Here is a 21,418-nt window from a genome sequence, read left to right as displayed (position 1 = left end):
GTTGTACATGATTCAATATCTGATTATTGCGGTTTTAGTGAGTTGGAGTGCTGTAGTTGTTTTTAAGAAAGTATTTCCAAAAACAGCAAATTCAGTCTTTTCTTCATTCTCTGCATTTTGTGAAAAGCAGGGTTGGATAACCTTGGCAAAATGGCTTAAACCAAAAATGACCATTGGTTGTGCTGGTGGTTGTGGTTGTTCAAGCGAAGATAAACCTACGAATACAGTTCAAGAAATTAAGCCGATTAAATGGCAATAAATTTAGTATTTCTTGTTTCGTCTAAAAAGCCATCATATTGATGGCTTTTTTACGCACTGACACAAAAAAAGATGAATAAAGTTCAAACTGAAAAAGCATTCAAAACAGCAAAGTGCTAACATTTTTGCCATTCTGTCGATTGATAAATTGTGGGGCAAAAATGTTAATACAACGTGGTGGATTGAAAGTTGTCGCAGGCTTAGGAATATCAGGTGTTTCTGCTGTTAATTTCCTGCATGAACAAGGCTACCAAGTTGCAGTAACGGACTCTCGTCCAACCCCTCCTGGTCATGACCAGATTCCAGCTGGCGTTAAAACCAGTTTTGGTCAACTTGACCAAGAATTATTATTACAAGCAGAAGAAATTATTTTAAGCCCAGGCCTTGCACCGCAATTACCAGAAATTCAGGCAGCTATTGCTCAAGGGATTTCAGTAGTAGGCGACATTCAACTATTACGCCGTGCGACCGAAGTGCCTATTGTGGCTATTACAGGTTCTAATGCCAAAAGTACCGTAACGACTCTAATTGGTTTAATGGCTAAAGATGCGGGTAAAAAAGTTGCTGTGGGTGGAAACCTAGGACGCCCAGCTCTAGACTTGCTAAAAGACCAACCAGAGTTGCTTGTACTTGAGCTATCAAGTTTTCAGTTAGAAACCACATCTCATTTAAATGCTGAGGTTGCTGTAGTTCTTAACATGAGTGAAGATCATTTAGATCGTCATGGTGATATGTGGGGTTATCACCAAGCAAAACACCGTATTTTCCAAGGCGTTAAAAAAGTTATATTTAACCGTGATGATGCTTTAAGTCGCCCTCTTGTTCCAGATACAACACCAATGCAAAGCTTTGGTCTAAATGCACCAGACTTAAATCAATATGGTGTTTTAAGAGATGGTGATGGCACGCTTTGGCTTGCACGTGGTTTGCAGCGTTTAATTAAAAGCTCAGATTTATATATTCAAGGTATGCACAACGTAGCCAATGCTTTAGCTTGTTTGGCATTAGGTGAAGCAATTGGTTTGCCTATGGAATCTATGCTTGAAACGTTAAAACAATTTAAAGGACTAGAGCATCGCTGTGAGTATGTGAGAACTGTACATGATGTACGTTATTATAATGACTCTAAAGGGACTAACGTTGGTGCTACACTTGCAGCAATTGACGGTTTAGGGGCTGCAATTGAGGTTAAAAAAGGTAAGGTTGCTTTGATTTTAGGTGGGCAGGGTAAAGGTCAGGATTTTGCTCCATTACGTTCTTCTATCGAAAAATATGCCAAAGTTGTGGTATTGATTGGTGAAGATGCTCCAGTTATTGAACAGGCTATTCAAGGCGCAACTAAAACTTTACATGCAGCAACGCTTAAAGACGCTGTAGAGCTGTGTCAACGTGAAACACAAGCTGAAGATGTGGTGTTGTTATCACCAGCCTGTGCAAGTTTTGATATGTTTAAAAGTTATAATGACCGTGGTCAGCAGTTTGTTGCCTGTGTCAATTCGTTGGTTTAAAGAAAACATGATTAGGAATGTTGTATGGCAGGCTTAGCTCAGACCACAATCCAGAAAATCAATCATTGGTATGAACGGATATTGCCTAAATGGCCAGCGGAAGTGACGCCACGTAATGTCCTGATTTTCTGTGTCGTTGCATTGTTGTGTATCGGTTCAGTGATGGTGGCGTCTGCTTCGATGCCCTATGCTGAATATATGCATGAAAACCCGTTTCACTATGTGATTCGTCATGGTATTTCGATTGTCGCTGCGGCTGTGGTGGCATATTTGACCTATCGGATATCACTCAATACGTGGTTTAAAAATACTTTCCCGCTGTGGCTGTTGACCATGGTTCTTTTGCTTGCTGCTTTGGTGGTAGGTTCAGAAGTGAACGGTTCTACACGTTGGATTAAGATCGGTGGCTTTACCTTGCAGCCAACCGAGGTTGCCAAAGTCATGATGGCAATCTTTACCGCAGACTATGTTGTGCGTCGTGCCAAAGAGGTTCGTACTCATTGGAAAGGCTTATTACGTTTAAGTGGAGTCATGGCAATTACGGTTGGTTTGATTATTGCCGAGCCCGATTTGGGTGCGACGATCGTAATTGTATTGATGATGGTCGGAGTGTTCTTTTTAGCTGGTGCACCACCAACACAGTTCTTAATTATGTTGGGTGCGATTGTAACCGGTATTGTATTTTTGATCTTATTTGAGCCGTATCGTTTCCAGCGTTTGATTTCGTTTACTGACCCATGGGCAGATCCATTAGGGGTAGGTTACCAGTTATCAAATGCATTAATGGCCTTTGGTCGTGGTGAGTGGTTTGGTACAGGCTTAGGGCACAGTGTCCAAAAGTTGTCTTATTTGCCAGAAGCACATACTGACTTTATGTTGGCTGTGTTAGGCGAAGAATTTGGTTTCTTTGGTATTTCTATTGTCATTGGTTTGTCTTTCTTGATGTTGGCATGCTGCATCAAAATTGGTCATCGTGCATTGAAACATCATTATCTTCGCGCAGGCTATTTAGCTTACGGTATTAGTATTATTTTCTTGCTCCAGATATTGGTAAATGCGGGCATGAATATGGGTTTAATGCCGACTAAAGGTTTGACTCTGCCATTTATTAGTTATGGTGGTACATCTTTAATGATGTGTGCTGCGATGATTAGCTTGATCTTAAAGATTGATTCTTCGACACAAGAAGTGAACCCGGAAAGGGAAGAATCAAACTTCTAGTTGAATATTTAGCCATGAGAAAACCCGATTTGATATCGGGTTTTTTTATTTATAGATAGATTCCGCTCAGCTGCTCTACATGTGGAATTAAATCTATATTCCACTGCGCTACCGCTTGTTTAAGCATAACTTTAGGTTGGTCTAAATCAACATTAGGTTGTCCCAGTGCTTGTATGGCTTGTTGCAGCAATTTAGGCGCTTTAGATAAATCGAGTGCCTGAGCAAGGTTTTGCTTAGAGAGTTTTTGCCCTTGATCATTCATAGCCAGAGGAAGGTGCATATAGCTCAGTTTAGGGTATCCTAAGAGCTCACCAAGCCAGATCTGACGTTCAGTGTTATCTAGTAGGTCTGAGCCTCGAACGACATGGGTGATGCCTTGCAGATAATCATCCACGACTACAGCAAGTTGATAATTAATAATCCCATCACGGCGTTTAAGAACAAAGTCTCCAAGGTCATGGTGCAGATTAGAGCAATGACGTCCTTGCAGTCGGTCATCAAAACAGATTTGTTGATCTTGAACTTTTACCCGAATTGCTTGGTCTTGAAAATCAAGATTGAGATCACGGCAAGTTCCCGCATAGATTGCGTTTGAACCCAGCATTTTGCGTGTACATTGACAAGCATAGATAAGACCTTCTTTTTTAAGTTGATCTAATACACTTTCGTAAATGTCTAAACGGTTTTTTTGAAAGATGATTTCTGAATCGGGTTCGAACTGGAAAGCTTCCAGTGATGTGAGAATATGATCTTCACTACCGGGATAAATACGAGGGATATCTGTGTCTTCGACGCGAACAAGCCATGTGCCTTGATGGGCTTTTGCATCACAATAACTGGCAACAGCAGTGATAAGTGATCCAAAATGCAAAGGGCCGGTTGGCGATGGCGCAAACCGGCCTGAATATGCAAAGCTAGGTTTCTCTTTAGGAGTTACCTCGGTCATATTAACCGTTATTTTGCTTCTCTTTGATTTCTGCCAAAGTTTTGCAATCAATACATAGAGTTGCAGTTGGGCGTGCTTCTAAACGACGTACACCGATTTCGATACCACATGTTTCACAGAAACCGTAGTCTTCGTTTTTAATTGCTTCCATAGATTGTTCGATTTTACGAATCAACTTACGTTCACGGTCACGTGTACGCAATTCAATTGCAAACTCTTCTTCTTGGGTCGCACGGTCATTTACATCGGGCAATGCAGTTGATTCGTCTTGCATCGTATTCAACGTACGATCAACTTCAGACATTAATTCAGCTTTCCATGCCTGCAGAATTTGTCTGAAATGCTCGAGCTGTCCTTCAGACATGTACTCTTCATTTTTCTTAGGTTGATAAGGTGCAATACCAAATAAACTTGCAGTTGTGCCTATATCAGAAGTTTTAGGTTTCACTTTACGTGCACGTTTTGCAGAAGCTTTTTCGCCTTCCACTACAACTTCTGTATGTTCATCCAAAACTTGGTTGTGGTTGTCATTCGCCATAATAGGGCATTCCTCATCATACACGTATTATCTATACGCAAAAAATATGGTGATATGCAAGTGTTTTTATAGAAAACCATCGATGGATTTCCCCATCGGGTCGTCATCATATAGATTTTTCCTGCAAGATGATAGTCATTCCACCTCGTAAATATTTTCAAAACGTGTTTAGCCTAGTCATAATTGCATATAAGCATATAAGAAATAGAGCTAATAGCCTGAAATATCAGTATTTATAAGGCCCTGAAAATTTTCAAGACGGAAGACTTTTGTTTCAAAACTACCATCGTTTTTTAGACGAATGTAACGGTAGCCAGGAGCATTTTGGTCTAGGGCAAATTCATTACTAAACGGCTTAAACTGAACGCTTGTCGAGGGTGTCGAGAAAAACTCGATCCCTTGCCAAGTGTTTAGTGAGTCTTGGTGAACGTGCCCGCAGATTAAAGCTTTTACATTTTTAAATGGAGCTAATGTTGTAAGCAACGCATTAGAATTTTGTAACTTGTGGTGATCAATCCATTTAGATTTCATTGCAAAAGGATGATGATGACAAGCCAGCAAAACAGGGTTATCCGAAAACTCTTCAAGTAATGTCGCTAAATTTTGTAGTTGTTCTGGCGACAGGTGCCCATCAATCTGACCTTTTACCGCACTATTTAATAAAATAACGCGCCAGCTTCCTAAACAAATGACCACAGGTTCCTGATGGTTTTCTTTATGTAATGGAAAATGGTCAACGTTATCATGATTACCCAGTGTCTGAAAAAATGGCAGGCCTAACGTTTGCATATATTGAATATAACGTTTGTAGGTAATAGGCGTTGGTGCTTGAGCCAAATCTCCAGTGTGGATAATAGCATCAGCTTCAGGATGTCTTTTCAGGATCTGTTGAATAATGGCATGAAAACTTTCTTCAGGATTCATTCCCACAAATTCTAAGTGCGGATACTCTAATAAGTGAGTATCTGTAATTTGTATAATGACATGGTCTTTTTGTGAAAGTGTTGAGACTTGAAAAGTCACCGTCCTACCTCGTCGGATTTTATTATCGTTGTGATGTGTTGAGATAGCCATTGTAACGCCATAATGACAGGAGCATTTCTCAAACGTCCTCGACTCAATAATGTTGATATTTCGCTGTAGTCAAACAAGTGTAAAAGAATATTTTCACCTTCATCAGGCATGCCAAAAACTCCGCCTTTTGTTGGTAAGTCTGTTTCAGCAGCATATAAGTGAAATAGTTCTGAACATGCCCCAGCAGATGGATAAAAGCTAAATAGATGATGTAAATGATTAACTGTACATCCTGACTCTTCAAGCGTTTCACGACGAATACAGCTCTCAGGAGTCTCGTCTCCATCTAATACACCTGCAATTATTTCCAATTGCCATGGTGAATCGGGGTCATTAATCGCACCAACTCGAAATTGTTCAATAAGTGCAAATTGTTGTCTTTGATCGTTGTAAAGTAGAACGCCAGCCGCTTCAGGACGATGAACAAGTTCACGTTGTAATACATGAGTGTATTCAGTTTGATTAAATAGACGATGTCGAAGGCTGACTTTTTCAACTTGAATAAAACCACGGAATAGAGATTCGCGTGATGTTACTTCGACATCTTTAGATGTATAACTTGGACGTTCAACAATACTCATGATTCGATCAGGACGAAATCTATTTATTTCATCCTAACCGAGAATCATGGCTAGGCAAGTGTTTTTTTTGAATATTTACACTTTATGATACAGTTTTTGACCTTGTTCTTGATAAACCTCTTTCATGGCTTTGAGGCCTTCTTCAACCTCTGAATTACTATTAGTGAGGTTGTTGGCATAGTCACGAACATTCTGGGTGATTTTCATCGAACAGAATTTTGGTCCACACATTGAACAGAAGTGAGCAGATTTATGAGCCTCTTTTGGTAAGGTTTCATCATGCATGCTACGCGCTGTGTCAGGGTCTAGACTTAAGTTGAACTGATCATCCCAACGGAACTCAAAACGTGCTTTTGACAAGGCATTATCGCGAACTTGAGCACCCGGATGGCCTTTCGCAAGGTCAGCAGCATGTGCCGCAAGCTTGTAGGTAATAATCCCGTCTTTAACATCTTTTTTGTTTGGTAAACCCAAATGCTCTTTCGGTGTCACATAACAAAGCATTGCTGTGCCATACCAACCAATCATGGCTGCGCCAATTGCAGAAGTAATGTGGTCATAACCCGGAGCGATATCAGTCGTTAAAGGCCCAAGCGTATAGAATGGTGCTTCTTTACACACTTCTAGCTGAAGGTCCATGTTTTCTTTAATCATGTGCATTGGTACATGACCAGGACCTTCAATCATGACTTGAACATCATGTTCCCATGCACGGTGAGTAAGTTCACCTAGAGTTTTAAGTTCGCTGAACTGTGCTTCGTCATTTGCATCTTGGATACAACCCGGACGTAAGCCATCACCTAAGCTAAACGAAACGTCGTAAGCTTTCATGATTTCACAGATTTCATCGAAATGAGTGTATAAGAAGTTTTCTTCATGATGTGCTAGACACCACTGCGCCATGATTGAACCACCACGAGACACAATACCTGTTAAACGGTTTGCTGTAAGTGGCACATAGCGAAGCAATACACCTGCGTGAATCGTAAAGTAGTCAACGCCTTGCTCAGCTTGTTCAATCAGTGTGTCTTTGAAGATTTCCCAAGTCAGGTCTTCTGCAACACCATCAACTTTTTCAAGCGCTTGATAAATAGGTACGGTACCGATTGGAACAGGTGAGTTACGAATAATCCATTCACGTGTTTCATGGATATTTTTACCTGTCGACAAATCCATAATGGTGTCAGCACCCCAACGGGTTGCCCACGTCATTTTTGCAACTTCTTCATCAATTGAAGAACCAAGTGCTGAGTTACCAATGTTGGCATTAATTTTAACCAAGAAGTTACGGCCAATAATCATTGGTTCAAGTTCTGGATGGTTAATGTTGGCAGGAATGATCGCACGACCTTCAGCAACTTCTTGGCGAACAAATTCAGGTGTAATTTCTTTTAAGTTTTTTGCACCAAAATTTTGTCCAGGATGCTGACGCATATCAACACCTTCACGCTGGCGCTGATTCTCACGAATTGCGATATATTCCATTTCGGGTGTGATAATACCTTGCTTGGCATAGTGCATTTGAGAGACATTTTTGCCAGCTTTGGCACGGCGCGGGTTTTGAATATGAGCAAAACGAATGTCAGCGGTGCGAATGTCTTTTAAACGTTCTTGACCAAAAGTTGAAGTTAAACCAGAAAGTATGTCAGTATCGTTACGTTCTTCAATCCAGTTTTGGCGAACTGAAGGTAAACCTTTATCTAAATCAATTTGAACATTTGGGTCGGTATAAACACCTGAAGTATCATAGACCATAACAGGGGGATTATGTTCACCGCCAAGACCAGTTGGAGTATCTGTTAAAGAAATTTCTCGCATTGGAACCTGAATATCAGGGCGAGAGCCTTCAATATATACTTTTTTAGAAGCGGGTAGGATGCGGGTTAAATCTTTTGCATCTTGTTCATGTTGTGCTGAAATTTCAGCAGAGAGATTCGTTAACTGGTTCATTACATGATCCTTATGAATAACATCAACGAATCAAGCACGACCAAAAACGATGGCGGATTTATCTTTGCTAGATAAATTTAAGGCTTATGTTTTTAGATGGCTTGATTCCTACGCAGGTCTTAACCTGATCAGGTTCAACGGTACTCATGTTCAAACTTGTGTTGCGATAACACAAAATTTACACAATCTCAGCGAGTTATTACTCGCGCTCCGTCAAGCGATTTACAGACTAACATGTTTTAGGTTGGGTGGCATTGTCAATTTGTATCTATACAAACCGCATCCATATGGCAGTCACGATAGACTTCAGTGTTCCATGGAGAGTCTAATTTTAATAGATGCTCAAGTTGCTCATGAGTCATCTGATAGTTTGATTTTTTATCGCCATTCTTATCAGTTAAATCTATTTTAAATTGCTTATTACGCTCCTCTACAGGCGTGGCAATAAACTTAAGAAATAGTTGAGTAGGTTTCGCTAAACTCGATTGGCTTTGTGTAGATAGAAACTGAATTTGTTGAAGCGCATCTTTATCAATCCATGTGTTTGGTGCATATTCATCTGACACAGGCGTGTTATCGAGACCAAAGAAAATAAAATAGCGATATTCGTTAAAGAGTAGTCTTGCATCACTAATAAAATGGCTTTTTGGATACTTTTGAATAAATTTTTCCCAAAATAATGCCCGTTCAGTGAGTTCTTTCCAAGAAATAGCCAAAGCACCATCGTTATAAAAAATATTTTGATTGTCTTTTGCCATACGAGTTAAGAACTCTTTTTGGTCTGCGGGTAAGGCTTTAGAAAAAACATCAACTAAATAGTTTGGCTGACGTCGATAGGTAAACATGCCTTCGCCTTGATAGAGAAGTTCAATGTAGGTTTGGCCTTCATGTTGAAGTAAATATTGATCACGTGGGCTCAGTTGGCCGAAGAGTTTTTTCTGAGTTTGGATGACCTTTTTAAGGTCTTGTTGTTTATGTTCTAAAACAGCATAGCCAAAAGCTTCAAACGCTCTACCTGTTTTTTCAGTGTAGTCTTGTTTAATAAAACGTTGATACATGGCGGTTGATGCATCAATCAGCTTAAGCTGTTCATCATTTTTTAAAGACGGAACACAGGTTTTAAGTTTTTCATTAATTTGATTTAAGTCTTCTATTTTGCTGTTTTGATTAATCGTGTGCATAGCTACCATAATTTGTAAGCAGCTACTGTCTTGTTTTTGAGTGGCCTTTTGCTCAGTTGATTTTTGATCTTTAGATACGGTCTGATCTTGCTCTGATGTTTTATTACATCCAGCTAAAAGTAGTGCGCTGCACATACTCATCATTAGAACTTTTTTCATCATTGTATTTTTATCAAAGTGAATATTGCTCAAATTATAACTCGGAAAAAGATTGCATCATTGTTAGAAATCTTTATTATTAGGTAGGTCGGTCTACTTAAATTAAAGCTATGAATGATAAAACAGCAAGACAGAAAATTCTCGATGCCGCTTCAATTTTGTTTTATAACGATGGCATTACTGCAACTGGAATTAACTCGGTTACGGCTAAAGCAGATGTTGCTAAGATGTCGCTTTATAATAATTTTTCTTCAAAAGGTGAGCTTGTCGATGCCTACATTGCTGCACGCCATCAAGAGTGGCTTGATCTCTACCAAAAGCGTTTAGAAAAAATAAAAACAGCTAAAGAAGCCATCTTGGCCGTATTTGATGCCTATCAAGACCATGCGGAATTTGCCTATGAAAAAGGCTTTCGAGGTTGCGGGTTATTGAATGCTGCGGCTGAGTTTCCTGCAAATAGTGCAGGGCGAAGTTCGGTAAGACAACATAAAGAAGAAGTCGAGGCTATTGTTGCTGAGCATTTAAAAAAATTAATCCCAGAGTCACAGCGGATTAGTTATGTGGCTACGCAGCTTTCTTTTCTTTTAGAAGGTTCTATGGCACGAGCAGGCTTAGAAGGAAACAGTCGTCAACTCCTGTTAGCAAAACAAATGGCAGAAGACATTTTAAATAGAGAATGTCCCCATGATTAGCCATATTAAAAATAGTAGTTATGGCGGCACAATTGCGATTTTAGTTGCCTCTGTTTTGTGGGGAACAACAGGTACTGCGGCCGCATTTGCACCGACACTTGGCCCACTCGCTATTGGTGCCGCAGCGATGGGTGGAGGAGGTCTTTTACAAGCTTTAGTTGCATCTCGAGCGATACGTGAAAACCGACAATTTATAAGGGAAAATCTTTTAATACTGCTTTTGGGGGTAGCGGCGGTTGGTATTTACCCTTTGGCTTTTTATTCCTCAATGCATTATGCAGGTATTACGATTGGCACCGTGGTTTCAATTGGTTCTGCTCCACTGATCGCAGCAATTTTAGAGCGATTTTTTGATCGCAAAGCTTTGTCCGCCATCTGGTTTGTAAGTTTTCTTTGCGGTGTTATTGGCATAAGTTTGTTATCCATGGGTGAAAACCATGCGGTCCAAGAGGGTACAAATGAATGGAATAAAATCTTCGGTATTTTTCTTGGGCTTGTCGCAGCTATAACTTATTCACTTTATTCATGGGCTGCAAAAAGATTAATAGATCGGGGTGTTGATGCTAAAGCTGCAATGGGCATGATTATGGGTGGTGGGGCCGTTATTTTGCTTCCTACTTTGTTGGTTACAGGTGGTGGGTTATTACAAAGCTCAACCAATTTACTTGTGGCTGGTTATATGATGCTGATTCCTATGTTTTTGGGCTATTTACTTTTTGGTTTTGGACTAAAAACAGTAAATGCCAGTAAAGCAACGACCTTAACTTTATTTGAACCTTTAGTTGCTGCGATTTTTGCCATTGTGTTGGTGGGTGAGCATGTGTCATGGTTGGGTTGGATAGGCATGCTTTTGATTTTTATTTGTATTTTAATATTATCAAAAACTGAGAACGCTTAAAAAACTAAAACTTTTAATGGCTTGAGTTTGATTCGAATTTTTCTTAGTCTTAAAGGTAAGTTTTATCGTTGATTTGAACAATGAAAATAAAATTAATGGTCGCTGTTGGCCTTTGGAGTTTTGCATCTTCGAGTTTTGCTCTAGATTTGGTTGATACTTATGAGCGCGCAAAACAAAATGATCCGACATGGCAAGCCAATCAACAACAATTTGCAGCAGATCAACTTAATTTAGGCTTGGCAACGGGAGCGTTATTACCCACCGTTACACTGTCTGGAAACATTACGCGTAATCGACAAACTGTAAAGCGTTCAAACTTTCCAGGTGTTGATCAAGAAGGTCTTTCAGATGCTTTGGTGAGTAATACTTCAACGACTCGGCAAGCGACCTTAACAGCCCGTCAGCCCTTATTCCGAATGGATGCTTGGGAAGGTTATAAACAAGTTAAAACTTCGGTTGCCTTAAGTGAAATTACCTTAAGACTGCAAAAACAGGATCATGTTTTAAATGTAGCAGAAGCCTATTTTAATGTACTGCGTCAGCAGGCACTGAGTGTTGCATACCTACAAGAAGAAAAAGCTTTGCTTGAGCAGCTTAATATGATGAATGCCAAACTCAAAGAAGGTTTGGTGGCACGTAGTGATGTGAGTGAAGCAAATGCTCAATACCAAAATGCCAGAGCCAATCGTATTTCAACCAATGTTCAATTACTTTTAGCCCAAGAACAGCTGTCTGAATATATTGGTTCTTATCAAGATAAGCTTGCTGTATTACGAAGTGACTTTAGTTTTCAAAAGCCTTATCCAGCAGAACTTAATGATTGGATTTCTTTGGCCCAGCAAAAAAATCTAAAGATCCAGCAAGCCCGTTTACAGCAACAATATAGTGAAGATCAGCGCCGTGTAGAAAAAGCCGCGCTTTATCCTCAAATAGATGCTGTGGCGAGCTATGGTTATACCAAACAGACCCCAGAGACTCTTATTTCGACTGATGGAAAATTTGATCAGGTTGGGGTAGAAATGAACTGGAATTTATTTAATGGTGGACGGACCCGAACATCAATTAAAAAGGCGACTGTAGAAGCCAGTAAAGCTCAGGCTCAACTTGATGCGGCCATTCGCCGTGCCAATGTCGATGTGAAAAGTGCCTTTATGCAGGTCGATACCGATCAAGCAAAACTCGAAGCACGAAAAGCTGCAATGGATTCATCGTCTTTAGTTTCTCAAGCCTCGAAAGCGAGCTATAACGAAGGCTTAAAAAGTATGGTTGATGTTTTATTAGCGCAGCGTAATGCTTTTTCGGCAAAACAGGATTATCTTAATAGTCAGTATGACTACTTATTGAATGTACTTCGGTTGAAAGCTGCGGTAGGCCAGTTAGGTGAAAAAGATCTGGTCGAGCTAAATAATTGGTTAACCTATCAGTAATAAAATGCTTTTATCTGAAATTTAATTTTGTCATAAAAACTTAATGATTGCTGTGTTTTAATGCTCAATCATTTTATTCCTGCGCCATCATGTTGGAGGCTTCCCTTGAGTCCAAGTAATCCGGTGTTAACCCATCATATTTCTTCTCAATTTAATGAAGATTTGCAAGATGTAAACACAAAGTTTATGACCATGGGTGGCTTGGTCGAACAACAGGTCGCAAATGCAATTCATTCTTTGCTTGATACAGACGCAAATTTAGCGATTGATGTTCAATTTAAAGATAATGCAGTCAATCAATATGAACGTGATATTGATGAAGGCTTGACGCTAATTTTGGCGCGTCGTCATCCAGCAGCCATTGACTTGCGTATGGTTATTGCCATGAGCAAAGCCAATACTGACCTTGAGCGTATTGGTGACGAAGCTGCAAAAATTGCCCGTATTGCACAAAACCTTTGTGAAGAGGGCGGTTCGCCTCGTGGCTACATGGAAACACGTCATATTGGTAACCAAGTGCGTGTCATGATTCATGATGCTCTTGATGCTTTTGCGCGTTTAGATGCAGACCAGGCTTTACGTGTACTTTTAGCCGATGCTGACATTGACCGTGAATATCAGTCAGCAACGCGTACATTAATGACCTATATGATTGAAGATCCGCGTCATATTGCTCGTGTAATTAACGTCATGTGGGTTCTACGTTCTTTAGAGCGTATTGGTGACCATGCACGTAACATTGCTGAGCAAGTCATTTATATGGCAAAAGGCTTTGATGCTCGTCATACCAAAATTGAAGAAATTGAAGCTAAAGTCCACGAAAAGTAATTTTGAGCTGAAATATTTAAAGGCCTTGTTTGAAACAAGGCTTTTTTTATTTGTTTAAAAATAATAGATAAAAAAATGTCCCGAACTTTGGGGGGAAGTTCAGGACAGAAAATCAAGTGCATAAACACGACAGGGATCGTGTTCTTCTTGCTATGAATTGATATTAAGTTCTGAGCTTTTCTATGTCATGTAGAGTCCTGTTCGCTCTATGTAAGGCTTTTTATGCTTGTGTAAGTTTCACGTAAAAAAAGGCGGGTCTATGTGTATAGGACCCGCCTTTTTAATGATGATGAAGTTAAAACAAACCGATTATTCTGGTTTCCAGCCTTCGGCTTTTTCTACGCTTTCATCATTGTTAAAGAACTTCTCACGTTGTTCTTCAAGGAACTTCTTCGCATCTGGTTCAAACACGTTTAAGCGTTTTTCATTAATCAGCGTAGTTTGGTGTTTTAACCACTCTTGCCATGCTTGCTTAGAAACATTTTCAAAAAAATCTTGGCCTTTAGCGCCTGGGAAAGGAGCGAAATCTAGACCTTCCATTTCCTTTTGATATTTGCGGCAAAAAACTTGTCGACTCATGGTTTATCCTTAAGCGTATAACTGTTCTAAACGTGTATGGGCACGAGCAATCGCAGCTTCAACCTGTTTTGGTGAAGTTCCGCCAATATGATCACGTGCATTTACAGAAGCTTCTAGGGTTAAGGCTTTATCAAATACATCTGCTGTAATTAGGTCAGAGAATTGCTGTAACTGCTCAAGTGTTAACTCAGATAAATCTTTTTCTTCAGCAACACCTAACGCAACAGCTTTACCTACAATTTCATGCGCATCACGGAAAGCAACGCCTTTTTTCACTAAATAGTCAGCAAGATCGGTTGCAGTCGAGAATCCACGAAGTGCAGCTTCACGCATGATTTCAATATTTGGAACCAATGCAGGAATCATGTCTGCGAAAGCCATGAGCGAACCACGAACCGTATCGATTGCATCAAATAAAGGTTCTTTGTCTTCTTGGTTGTCTTTGTTGTACGCCAATGGTTGACCTTTCATGAGCGTAAGTAAGCTAATTAAGTCACCAAATACACGGCCTGATTTACCACGAATAAGTTCTGGAACATCCGGATTTTTCTTCTGTGGCATGATTGAAGAACCAGTACAGAAGCGGTCAGGAATATTCACAAATTTGAACTGTGCAGAAGTCCAAAGGATTAGCTCTTCAGACATACGTGATAAATGCATCATGATCAGTGCAGCAGCAGCATTAAACTCAATGGCGAAGTCACGGTCAGATACCGCATCAAGTGAGTTTTCAGATACAGCTTCAAAACCTAACAGTTCCGCTGTGTAAGGGCGGTCAATTGGGTAGGTGGTACCAGCAAGAGCAGCTGAACCAAGCGGCATACGGTTAACGCGCTTACGACAATCTTGAAGACGTTCAGTGTCACGAATTAACATTTCAAACCAAGCCAGTAAGTGGTGACCGAAAGTCACAGGCTGAGCAGTTTGTAAGTGTGTGAAGCCCGGCATAATTGTATTTGTATTTTTGGCAGCCAAGCCTAACAAGCCTTTTTGTAAGCGTTCTAATAATTTTAAAATATCATCTATTTCGTCGCGTAGGTAAAGACGAATATCGGTTGCAACCTGATCGTTACGGCTACGACCTGTGTGCAATTTTTTACCTGTAATGCCAATACGTTGAGTCAAACGTGATTCAATGTTCATGTGAACATCTTCAAGATCGATGCGCCACTCAAAGGTACCAGCCTCAATTTCTGAGCGAATGGTGTTTAAACCTTCAATAATGTCATCGCGTTCTGCTTCTGTGAGTACGCCAACTTTCGCAAGCATGGTAGCATGCGCAATGGAACCCGCGATGTCTTGTTTATAAAAACGCTGGTCAAACTGAACAGAGGCGGTAAATTCGGCTACAAAAGCATCCGTCGCTTCAGAAAAACGACCACCCCACATACCTGAGGTTTGGTCTGGGGTTACTGAATTAGGGGGATTTGAAGATGTGGTCATGGTGGCTCAGTAAAATAAAAAAGAGTATATCACTTGCCGAAGCTCAACAAACAAAGTTGTTTCCTACAGCATACCGAAATCAAAATTCTTCCTATTTTTTTACGAAAAACGGGCGTTGGCAACACTTATTCGAATTAATTATCGCAAGTAATGTTTTGGCACTGGTCTTGGCATTGGCTGAAGCACAGTCTTGGCAAGCGTTAAGCGGTGGGCGCCTTTTACAATATATCGTTTTTATTAACTGGGTCATCTTGTCATTTTTTGCCTTGGTTGAACGCTTTCAAGGTTTCTTTAGCAGTTTACGTCAAGAATTTGCCTTGGCTATTGGCTTTGTCATGCTGCAAGGTATTGTTGTTTTAACCACATTCATGAGTAATTTTTTTCAGTTTGGTCTTTTAAATAAACATGTTTCTTTAACGCAGGGCTGGAGCATTTATTTTACCAATGTACCTTTATATTTAAGCTATGGAATATTACTAGGGGCTTTCTGCTTACGTTATCTATATGTCAGAGAACAGTGGCTGCATCAACAGTCTGCGGAGTTAAATGCCCGCATTCAGGCTATGCAAGCGCGAATTCATCCTCATTTTTTATTTAATAGTTTAAATAACGTGGTGAGTTTAATTGCGATAGATCCAGATAAAGCAGAAAGCATGCTCATTAGCCTGTCACGTTTATTTCGTGCCAGCTTTCAAGAATTGAAATTGGTGAGTCTGTATGAAGAAATCGAATTGAGTAAACAATATTTAATGATTGAGCAGGTGCGTTTGGGAGAGCGTTTAAAAGTAGATTGGAAAATCGAGCTTTCACCTGTGCAACTGAAACAGGTCACCATTCCTTTATTGACATTACAACCTTTGTTAGAGAATAGTATTTTTCATGGGGTAGAACCAATGATGGGTAAGGCAACCATAGGGGTATTGGTTGAAATATTGCAAAATCAGGTCAGTATAGTCATTACCAACCCATATACAGACGATACAATAAAATCAAGGAAAGGGCATGGAATCGCGCTTGAAAATGTAAAACAGCGCCTGAAAGCATATTATGGGAATTCCGTAAGATTTCAGGTTTATAAAGGTGAAACCTTATATACCACCATTATGAGCTATCAATATCAAACAAAATAATAAGTTAGTCAGAGTTAACCATAAAAACATGGATCAAGTTAACGGTGACAAGGAGGATGAATGAAGGTGCTGATTTGTGATGACGAACCACTTGCAGTGGAGCGATTATCACGTTTAGTTTCAAAGATGGGACATGAAGTTGTATCAACGGCTCATCATGGACAAGAAGCCTTGGAACAGGCGCGGCTTCATCAACCGGATGTAATCTTACTTGATATTCAAATGCCAGGTATGAATGGTCTTGTCTGTGCAGAACAGTTAAGTCAGTTAAATCCACGACCTGCGATTGTATTTTGTACGGCCTATGACCAACATGCATTGGAAGCATTTAAATCTCAGGCTCAAGCTTATCTTCTTAAACCAATTGATCCTCAAGAGCTTGAACAAGTTTTTAGTCAGTTGACTCAGCTTACTCGAGCACAGCTTAATGCATTGCCACAACATGATTTTTTACATGATCTAAAAACACAACGACATCAAATTGCTGCAAAAACCTATCGTGGGGTTGAGCTAATTCCAGTTGAAAATATCTATTATTTTTTAGCCGATCAGAAATATGTCACGGTGCGTCATCAAAATGGCAGTGTATTAATTGATGAAACTTTAAAAGAGCTTGAAACCGAATTTGCAGATCAATTTATTCGTATTCATCGAAATGCATTGGTTGCAGTTGCATATTTAGATGGTCTGGAATTGGTTAGCTCGGGGCAATATCAGGTTCGATTACGTGGCTTAGATGAACGACTTTCGGTGAGTCGGCGACATTTATCTATGCTTAGAGAGCGAATCCATCAGCTCTAAAGTTAAAAAGAGTTATCTGGTGCGTGCGAGATTTTACTTGCAATTTTAAGGGATCAAGTTAAGTTTAGGGTGTATCGTTTGACCAGCCCATGCTTGAATTTATGAAAACCTTGAAAATTGCTACACGACAAAGCCCACTTGCTCTTTGGCAGGCAGAATATATTCGTGCCCGATTACAGGAGCTTCACCCAGATTTAACGGTGGAGTTGGTTAAATTTGTCACGCAAGGCGATAAAATCTTAGATACGCCTTTAGCAAAAATTGGTGGGAAAGGGCTATTTGTTAAAGAGTTAGAAGCAGCACTTTTAGATGGGCGTGCAGATTTAGCTGTACATTCAATGAAAGATGTCCCGATGGCTTTGCCAGAAGGTCTAACCTTGGCAGTAATTTGTGAACGTGAAGATCCATTAGATGCTTTCGTTTCAAATCAATTTGAAAAATTTGCTGACCTACCTCAAGGTGCAAAAGTGGGCACCTCAAGTTTACGCCGTAAATGTCAAATTTTAAAACAACGTCCTGATTTGCAAATTATTGATTTGCGTGGAAATGTTGGCACACGTTTAGCGAAACTTGATGATGGTCAATACGACGCTATTATTTTAGCTAGCGCTGGTTTGAAGCGTTTAGGGCTGTCAGAACGTATTCGTCATTGTTTAACGCCAGACATTAGTTTGCCTGCGGTGGGTCAAGGTGCATTGGGCTTGGAATGCCGTGCAGCTGACCAAGACGTATTAGCTTTAATTCAACCGTTATTACACGAAGAAACAGATGTTTGTGTACGTGCTGAGCGTGCCTTTAATGCCTATCTTGAAGGTGGTTGTCAGGTACCAATTGCAGGTTATGCCACACTACAAAATGGACAAATCTATATTGAAGGGCGTGTTGGAAGCCCCGATGGCCAAACGTTATTACGTGCTGAACTGACAGATGAAGCCAGCAATGCTCATCAATTGGGTGAAAACCTTGCTCGAAACTTACTTGATCAAGGTGCGGGCGAGCTATTAAAGGCTCTCTACTAAACCATGTTGTTTATTAATGCTCGACCTGATTCTCGTGCAGCTGAATTGACAGATGCTTTGCAAAATGAAGGTTTTCAGGTTGAGTCTTTACCTCTTTTAGAACTCGTTGCTAAACCCTTTTCCGAACACTTACTTCAGCTTTACCAGCAATTAGTTAATGCACAAGCTATTGTTGTCGTTAGTCCAACCGCTGTTGATGTGGGGATGCAGTACTTAATACAAAGCGGCTTAAAATTAGCTGACTTGAATCATATTCAGTGGATTGCCGTTGGACAGTCAACGGCCAATTGTCTAAATGAATATGGAATAGAAGCACATATTCCAGATGTTGAAACCTCTGAGGGGATGTTAAATCTACCGATTCTTCATAATATGAAGCAGGCTGGTAGCATCGCTTTCTGGCGAGGAGAGGGTGGACGTCAATTTATGATGGAGACCTTGCAGCAGCAAGGCATTCAGATTTTAAATTTCGTTTTATATCATCGGCAGTGTCCAGAAGCCTCCTATTCTACATTCAAACATCTGACACAGAATTCAAATTATAATTTAAACAAATGGCTGGTCTTAATTACCAGTGAGGCCAGCTGGAAATATTGGTTAGAGCTTTGTTCAAAAAATAATGTACAACCTGATTGTGTATATTTGGTTTTAGGACCACGTCTTTTTCAAATTGTTAAAGAATATCGCGAACAGCAGCAGGCTCATTTTCACATTATTCAACTTGAAAATTTATCGCCTTCGGGGATGATTCATCACATTCAGGCATTATAAGGATTCATATGAGAAAACTTGTTTCTATCATCATTTTACTGGGCGTGGCTTGGTTGGCTAAGCTCAGTTACGATATGTGGCAAATTTCTCGTACTGTTCCCGAGCTTAAGCAAAGTCTGCTTCAATCAGAACAGCACTATGCCAATCTAAATGATCAATTGGTTGCTCTACAGCGACAACTACAGAATCAACCTGTAAATACGGGCGATAAACTAAGTTCGGCGACTCATCCAGATGCTCCACCAGCAGGTATTGCTCCTACAGTTTTAATTAAACAAAAGTTAGATTTAATTCAATTTGCAATTGATCAGCAGCAATTGATTTATGCAGTTGATCAATTAAGTCAGTTACAGCAATCCCTTACGCACTATGAAATTGCACCTGCATTGCAACATAGCTTGAACCAATCGCTTGAGCAGGATAAGCAAGCGGTTCAACAATTCAGTTTGGCCCAAAATCAACGCCATCAATTGATTGATGATTTATTGCAGACGATTGATAAAAATATTCAGCAAGCCTTAGCTCAGCCTAGACTTGAGATGGATCAATCTGAGTCTGTATCTTGGTGGAAAAGATGGTTCCGTATAGAAAAAGTAGAAACGCCATCTATTAATTTAATGAATCGAAGTGTAGTGCTCAAAGAAGTGCAATTAAGATTATTAATTGCGGAGCAGGCACTCAATCAAGGCAAAATGACTGAGTACCAAAACGAGTTGCAATCTGTGATGCAAAAGCTAGATGAAATGCCTGATGCAACGAGTCAGCAGTTAAAAAAACGTATTGCTAAAGTGGCACATTTATCGTTAGTGCCTGTTCCTAAATTATCTACACTTGGTCTAATTGGCTCATAAGGAGGAGATATGAAACACCTCCTGTCGGTTTATTTCGTAATTAGCTTAATACTCTTTGCCGCTTTAGCTTTATTTAGTTATGGCTATGGAATGGGGTATGTCTATATCTACTGGCGACAACTGCAGTTGCAAACAAATGTCTGGGGTTTAACCCTAGCTTTTGTGGTAGTGAGTTTTATTGCTCAACTGGTGTGGCTTTGGGTTAAACGTTATTCCTCGCGTGAGCAGAGGAAAAGTGAAAACATCTTCCAGTTTAAAAACCTTCATCCCTATGAACAATTAGGTATTGTCTGGTTATTGGAGGCTGCCGAAGACCAACGTATATTTATTGAACGTGTTTTTACTCAGTCAGCGCTTTTAAAAAATATCATTGATGCCAAGTTTCTGGTTTTAAATGGAGACTATCCAAGAGCATTAGCTGCTTTAGATCAGTCACCGCCTATGGCATTTGAATTGGCAGAGTTAGAACGAATCGAAATCTTTTTAGCCCAAAACGAAGCAGATCGCGCATTAACTCATCTTGAGTTTTTATACCAACATCAGTTGTCGCCTTGGCTTGAAGAAATTGAAACTGCCTACCAGCAACGATTAACTGCATTATGGGGGCAATTGGCGCTGCAACACCCATGGATATATTTGCGTTCAATGAAGTATGGTTTGCTAGATGCTGAGCACCGTGATTTATGGCTACAGCAACTTCTTCAGCAGTTTGATGAGGCTTCAATTGATGACCAGCATGCCTTGCAACAACGTTATCTGGATTTAGAGTCTGAGATTCAAACTCGACCTTATAGCAGTAAGTTGTTATGGCTCAAACTATTGGCGCGTATGCCTGATATGAGCATGCAGCATGCGGCGTTAACACTACACCTATTAAAAGAGCAGTTCGATCCTGAAGTGTTTTACCTGTGGTTCCAGCAACAATTGCTTAAACAAGTTCCAGACTATGCCGATGTCGAAGAAAAAATTATCGAGTTTGAAAATCAATATATGAATTTGCCAGTTTTAACCTTTGCAAAATGGCATGTCTATATGGCAACTGGACGTCAAGCAGAGGCTGAAAAATTATTATCATTATATCCAGATAATATTTTAATGAGCTATTTGCGTATTAAGTCTACGCTTAATGACGATGAAATGTTAATCAAACAGTTAAACCTAATCTTTGAAAATGATGCGAATTTTTTAAAATTTAAAATATGAGGCAAAAATGAAAGAACTGTCTGTCTACCCGATAATATATGAACAGAAAGTAGCGTGGGGAGATATGGATGCTTTCGGTCATGTCAATAATGTACAATATTATCGATATATTGAAAGCTCACGTATTTTATATATGGAAGCTATAAATATATTAACCCCACAATTATATACCGTTGTAGCCTCAAGTCAGTGTAAATATTTAAAGCCAGTTTTTTATCCAGATGTATTGAAAGTCGGTGTTCGCGTGGAAGAGCTCCGTAATAGTGCATTCCGTATGGCTTATATATTATGGAGCGAGACACAACAACAAATCGTGGCTACTGGCGAAGCTGTTATGGTCTGCGTAGATAAATTAACAGA

22 protein-coding genes and 1 riboswitch are annotated in these 21,418 nt (G+C 39.9%); of the genes, 14 read left to right on the top strand and 8 right to left on the bottom strand.

Annotated elements, in window-relative coordinates; translation table 11 throughout:
- Window positions 1-7: 7 nt before the first annotated feature.
- The 3 genes from NL42_RS02665 (at window position 8) to ftsW (ending at window position 2,987) form a co-directional block, all read left to right on the top strand.
- Window positions 8-259, top strand: coding sequence for a DUF6587 family protein (locus NL42_RS02665; protein WP_461311680.1), 252 nt, complete (start codon window positions 8-10; stop codon window positions 257-259).
- A 160-nt stretch (window positions 260-419) separates the two neighbouring features.
- Window positions 420-1,766 carry a UDP-N-acetylmuramoyl-L-alanine--D-glutamate ligase gene (murD, locus tag NL42_RS02660; protein ID WP_461311679.1) on the top strand — a complete coding sequence of 449 codons (1,347 nt, stop codon included), beginning with the start codon at window positions 420-422 and terminating at the stop codon, window positions 1,764-1,766.
- 24 nt (window positions 1,767-1,790) lie between these two features.
- Window positions 1,791-2,987 carry a putative lipid II flippase FtsW gene (gene ftsW / locus NL42_RS02655; RefSeq protein WP_016139507.1) on the top strand — a complete coding sequence of 399 codons (1,197 nt, stop codon included), beginning with the start codon at window positions 1,791-1,793 and terminating at the stop codon, window positions 2,985-2,987.
- 49 nt (window positions 2,988-3,036) lie between these two features.
- On the opposite strand, the gene gluQRS is transcribed toward ftsW, so the two are convergent.
- The 6 genes from gluQRS to NL42_RS02625 all read right to left on the bottom strand — a co-directional run bounded on the left by gluQRS (window position 3,037) and on the right by NL42_RS02625 (window position 9,419).
- Window positions 3,037-3,933: a tRNA glutamyl-Q(34) synthetase GluQRS gene (gluQRS, locus tag NL42_RS02650; protein ID WP_461311678.1), complete on the bottom strand. Its 897-nt coding sequence runs from the start codon at window positions 3,931-3,933 to the stop codon at window positions 3,037-3,039.
- A 1-nt stretch (window position 3,934) separates the two neighbouring features.
- Window positions 3,935-4,471 carry an RNA polymerase-binding protein DksA gene (gene dksA / locus NL42_RS02645; protein WP_336170043.1) on the bottom strand — a complete coding sequence of 179 codons (537 nt, stop codon included), beginning with the start codon at window positions 4,469-4,471 and terminating at the stop codon, window positions 3,935-3,937.
- Window positions 4,472-4,681: 210 nt separating this feature from the next.
- Complete coding sequence (gene cpdA, locus NL42_RS02640) at window positions 4,682-5,494, bottom strand: 3',5'-cyclic-AMP phosphodiesterase (protein ID WP_461311677.1); 813 nt, start codon at window positions 5,492-5,494, stop codon at window positions 4,682-4,684.
- Complete coding sequence (locus NL42_RS02635) at window positions 5,491-6,126, bottom strand: NUDIX domain-containing protein (RefSeq protein WP_461311676.1); 636 nt, start codon at window positions 6,124-6,126, stop codon at window positions 5,491-5,493. Before NL42_RS02635 ends, cpdA begins: the two co-directional genes overlap by 4 nt.
- Before the next feature lie 75 nt (window positions 6,127-6,201).
- On the bottom strand, window positions 6,202-8,076 hold the full coding sequence (gene thiC / locus NL42_RS02630; RefSeq protein WP_461311675.1) for a phosphomethylpyrimidine synthase ThiC: 1,875 nt from the start codon (window positions 8,074-8,076) through the stop codon (window positions 6,202-6,204).
- A gap of 88 nt (window positions 8,077-8,164) precedes the next feature.
- A riboswitch (TPP riboswitch) is annotated at window positions 8,165-8,299 on the bottom strand.
- A gap of 34 nt (window positions 8,300-8,333) precedes the next feature.
- Entirely contained in the window at window positions 8,334-9,419 is a 1,086-nt protein-coding gene (locus NL42_RS02625; RefSeq protein ID WP_461311674.1) for a hypothetical protein, read from the bottom strand.
- A gap of 107 nt (window positions 9,420-9,526) precedes the next feature.
- Between NL42_RS02625 and NL42_RS02620 the strand changes: the two genes are divergently transcribed.
- From NL42_RS02620 to phoU, 4 genes are all read left to right on the top strand, one after another.
- Window positions 9,527-10,108 carry a TetR/AcrR family transcriptional regulator gene (locus tag NL42_RS02620; protein ID WP_461311673.1) on the top strand — a complete coding sequence of 194 codons (582 nt, stop codon included), beginning with the start codon at window positions 9,527-9,529 and terminating at the stop codon, window positions 10,106-10,108.
- Window positions 10,101-11,006, top strand: coding sequence for a DMT family transporter (locus NL42_RS02615; RefSeq protein WP_461311672.1), 906 nt, complete (start codon window positions 10,101-10,103; stop codon window positions 11,004-11,006). Before NL42_RS02620 ends, NL42_RS02615 begins: the two co-directional genes overlap by 8 nt.
- A gap of 80 nt (window positions 11,007-11,086) precedes the next feature.
- A complete protein-coding gene (abuO, locus tag NL42_RS02610; protein WP_461311671.1) occupies window positions 11,087-12,433 on the top strand; it encodes a multidrug efflux outer membrane protein AbuO in 1,347 nt (448 codons plus the stop codon).
- 105 nt (window positions 12,434-12,538) lie between these two features.
- Entirely contained in the window at window positions 12,539-13,261 is a 723-nt protein-coding gene (gene phoU, locus NL42_RS02605) for a phosphate signaling complex protein PhoU (protein ID WP_013199117.1), read from the top strand.
- Between the two features lie 309 nt (window positions 13,262-13,570).
- Here phoU and NL42_RS02600 read toward each other — a convergent pair whose 3' ends face one another.
- Window positions 13,571-13,840, bottom strand: a complete 270-nt coding sequence (locus NL42_RS02600; RefSeq protein ID WP_004795121.1) for an oxidative damage protection protein — start codon at window positions 13,838-13,840, stop codon at window positions 13,571-13,573.
- Window positions 13,841-13,849: 9 nt separating this feature from the next.
- The gene (argH, locus tag NL42_RS02595) at window positions 13,850-15,283 is read right to left on the bottom strand and encodes an argininosuccinate lyase (protein WP_035366301.1); all 1,434 of its coding nucleotides are present in this window, start codon (window positions 15,281-15,283) and stop codon (window positions 13,850-13,852) included.
- Here argH and NL42_RS02590 point away from each other — a divergent pair.
- The 7 genes from NL42_RS02590 to NL42_RS02560 form a co-directional block, all read left to right on the top strand.
- Window positions 15,274-16,413 carry a sensor histidine kinase gene (locus NL42_RS02590; RefSeq protein ID WP_461311670.1) on the top strand — a complete coding sequence of 380 codons (1,140 nt, stop codon included), beginning with the start codon at window positions 15,274-15,276 and terminating at the stop codon, window positions 16,411-16,413. The genes argH and NL42_RS02590 overlap by 10 nt on opposite strands.
- 60 nt (window positions 16,414-16,473) lie before the next feature.
- Window positions 16,474-17,214 carry a LytR/AlgR family response regulator transcription factor gene (locus tag NL42_RS02585; protein ID WP_005301691.1) on the top strand — a complete coding sequence of 247 codons (741 nt, stop codon included), beginning with the start codon at window positions 16,474-16,476 and terminating at the stop codon, window positions 17,212-17,214.
- Window positions 17,215-17,315: 101 nt separating this feature from the next.
- A complete protein-coding gene (hemC, locus tag NL42_RS02580) occupies window positions 17,316-18,233 on the top strand; it encodes a hydroxymethylbilane synthase (RefSeq protein WP_461311669.1) in 918 nt (305 codons plus the stop codon).
- A 3-nt stretch (window positions 18,234-18,236) separates the two neighbouring features.
- Window positions 18,237-19,004 (top strand): uroporphyrinogen-III synthase, encoded by a 768-nt coding sequence (locus NL42_RS02575; RefSeq protein WP_461311668.1) that lies wholly within the window; start codon window positions 18,237-18,239, stop codon window positions 19,002-19,004.
- 8 nt (window positions 19,005-19,012) lie between these two features.
- A complete protein-coding gene (locus NL42_RS02570; RefSeq protein ID WP_461311667.1) occupies window positions 19,013-19,855 on the top strand; it encodes a hypothetical protein in 843 nt (280 codons plus the stop codon).
- 9 nt (window positions 19,856-19,864) lie between these two features.
- Window positions 19,865-21,058, top strand: a complete 1,194-nt coding sequence (locus NL42_RS02565; protein WP_461311666.1) for a heme biosynthesis protein HemY — start codon at window positions 19,865-19,867, stop codon at window positions 21,056-21,058.
- Between the two features lie 7 nt (window positions 21,059-21,065).
- The coding region (locus tag NL42_RS02560; RefSeq protein ID WP_461311665.1) for an acyl-CoA thioesterase at window positions 21,066-21,418 on the top strand (353 nt) is incomplete at its 3' end.

The organism is Acinetobacter sp. GN11 (assembly GCF_054823985.1).
Note: the sequence above shows the minus strand (reverse complement) of the source record. Positions and strands in the feature narration are given on the sequence as shown.